This window comes from Mesorhizobium sp. M2C.T.Ca.TU.002.02.1.1 (assembly GCF_003997225.1).
On the sequence record NZ_RZTO01000871.1, the window covers coordinates 1 to 2,474 of the forward strand.

Annotated in this window: 3 protein-coding genes; 2 read left to right on the forward strand and 1 reads right to left on the reverse strand. The window is 62.5% G+C overall.

Annotated features, from left to right (window positions below; translation table 11 throughout):
* Together EOD07_RS38245 and EOD07_RS30720 are read left to right on the forward strand one after the other, a co-directional pair.
* The coding region (locus EOD07_RS38245; RefSeq protein ID WP_206519607.1) for a hypothetical protein at nt 1-231 on the forward strand (231 nt) is incomplete at its 5' end.
* Nucleotides 232-296: 65 nt separating this feature from the next.
* Entirely contained in the window at nt 297-449 is a 153-nt protein-coding gene (locus tag EOD07_RS30720) for a hypothetical protein (protein ID WP_095765297.1), read from the forward strand.
* 50 nt (nt 450-499) lie between these two features.
* On the opposite strand, the gene EOD07_RS30725 is transcribed toward EOD07_RS30720, so the two are convergent.
* Nucleotides 500-2,474: DNA gyrase C-terminal beta-propeller domain-containing protein (locus EOD07_RS30725; RefSeq protein ID WP_127237972.1), on the reverse strand; the 1,975-nt coding region annotated here is incomplete at its 5' end.

Below are 2,474 nucleotides of genomic sequence, written 5' to 3' on the forward strand. Positions count from 1 at the left end.
GCGTTCGGTCATGGCAGGCTTCTAGAGCAATTCCAGGAAAAGTGTGAGCGGTTTTCCGTCCGGAATTGCGCAAAACAAAAAGATAGAGCGGTTCGCCGTTTCCGGCGAAACGCTTTAGCGGGCCTCCCGAACAAAGGCAAATCCGATCGGTTGGCCGGCCGTGAACCTTTTCGCCCCGATGAACGACAGATGAACGCGACGATCACGAACATTTCACGCAGCGTTCACTAGGTTGCCGCTTCAAGGGATGAAACCAAATCCCCATGTCATCGTTGTAAGCCCAGGAGAACACGCAAATGCTGATCTACATGCTTGCCACTGCAATGACCATCGTGATGCTGATCGCGACTGCATTCGGGTTGCATCAGGAAGCAGCGCGGGTGCGCGTCAAGGCCAACACCAAGCGGCTCGATGGTTTCGCTCATCGCAACGTCTACCGTCGCCATTGACCCACCATCACCGCACCGGCCCAGAGGGCCGGTGAAGCCTAAGCCGAGACTTATTCGCCCTCGCCCATATCGTCCGCGCCAGTCTCGCTCGAAGACACATCTTCCGCCTCTTCGTCAGACTGCGGCTCCGAAATCCGCTCCACCGACACAACCTTCTCGCCTTCGGCCGTGTTGAAGATCGTCACGCCCTTGGTGGCGCGGCTGGCGAAGCGTATGCCATTGACCGGCACCCGGATGACCGTGCCGCCGTCCGAAACCAGCATAATCTGATCGTCATCGCCGACCGGGAAGGTCGCGACAAGACGGCCGATCTCGGCCGTCTTGGAAACGTCGGTGGCGCGAATGCCCTTGCCCCCGCGACCGATCATGCGGAAATCGTAGGACGACGAGCGCTTGCCATAGCCATATTCGGTCACCGTCAGCACGAGTTGCTCATGCGCCTTGAGGAACTCGTAACGCTCGTCGGAAAGCTCGGCTTCCTCGCCGACCTCCTCATTGGTGAGCGCAATCTCCTCTTCCTCGCCGGCCCCGCCGGCGGCAAGTCGGCGCTCGGCCGCCGCGCGCTTCAGATAGGCGGCGCGCTCGGCGGGTGACGCATCGACGTGCTCGATGATCGACATCGAGATGATGCGGTCGGTCTCGGCCATGCTTATGCCGCGCACGCCGACGGAATTGCGGCTCTGGAAGACGCGGACGTCGGAGACCGGGAAGCGGATGCACTGGCCGGAATTCGCCGTCAGGAGCACGTCGTCATTGTCGGTGCAGGTCTCGACGCCGAGGATCTCGTCGCCCTCTTCCTCCAGCTTCATGGCGATCTTGCCATTGCGGTTGACCTGGATGAAGTCGCTGAGCTTGTTGCGGCGCACGGTGCCGCGCGTCGTCGCGAACATCACGTCGAGCTCGCCCCAGCTGGTCTCGTCCTCCGGCAGCGGCATGATCGTGGTGATGCGCTCGCCCTGCTCGAGCGGCAGCATGTTGATCAGCGCCTTGCCGCGCGATTGCGGGTTGCCGATCGGCAGCCGCCAGACCTTTTCCTTGTAGACGATGCCGCGCGAGGAGAAGAACAGCACCGGCGTGTGCGTGTTGGCCACGAACAGCCTTGTGACGAAATCCTCTTCCTTGGTCGACATGCCGGAGCGCCCCTTGCCGCCGCGGCGCTGCGCCCGGTAGAGCGACAGCGGCACGCGCTTGATGTAGCCGGAATGGCTGACCGTGACGACCATGTCCTCGCGCTGGATCAGGTCCTCGTCTTCCATGTCCGCACCGCCCTCGGAGAGTTCGGTGCGGCGCGGGGTGCCGAATTCGTCGCGGACCGCGATGAGCTCGTCCTTGACGATCTGCTGTATGCGTGCGCGCGACGACAAAATATCAAGGAAATCAACGATCTCGGCGCCGATCTTGTTCAACTCGTCGGCGATCTCGTCGCGGCCCAGCGCGGTCAGGCGCTGCAGGCGCAGGTCGAGGATGGCGCGCGCCTGTTCCTCGGAGAGGTTGTAGGTGCCGTCCTCGTTGATGCGGTGACGCGGATCGTCGATCAACTTGATCAGCGGCGCGACGTCGTGCGACGGCCAGCGCCGTTCCATCAACTGCTCGCGCGCCGTCTGCGGATCGGGCGCGGTGCGGATGAGCTTGATCACCTCGTCGATGTTGGCGACGGCAATCGCCAAGCCGACAAGGACGTGCGCCCGCTCGCGCGCCTTGCGCAACAGGTATTTCGTGCGGCGGCTGATCACCTCCTCGCGGAAACCGACGAAGGCTTTCAGCATGTCGATCAGCGTCATCACTTCGGGCTTGCCGCCGTTGAGCGCCACCATGTTGGCGCCGAACGAGGTCTGCAGCGGCGTGAAGCGGTAAAGCTGGTTGAGGATGACGTCGGCGACGGCCTCGCGCTTCAGTTCGATGACGACCCGGTAGCCTTGGCGGTCGCTCTCGTCGCGGATGTCGGAAATGCCGTCGATGCGCTTCTCGCGCACCAGTTCTGCCATCTTCTCGATCATCGCCGCCTTGTTCACCTGATAGGGGATC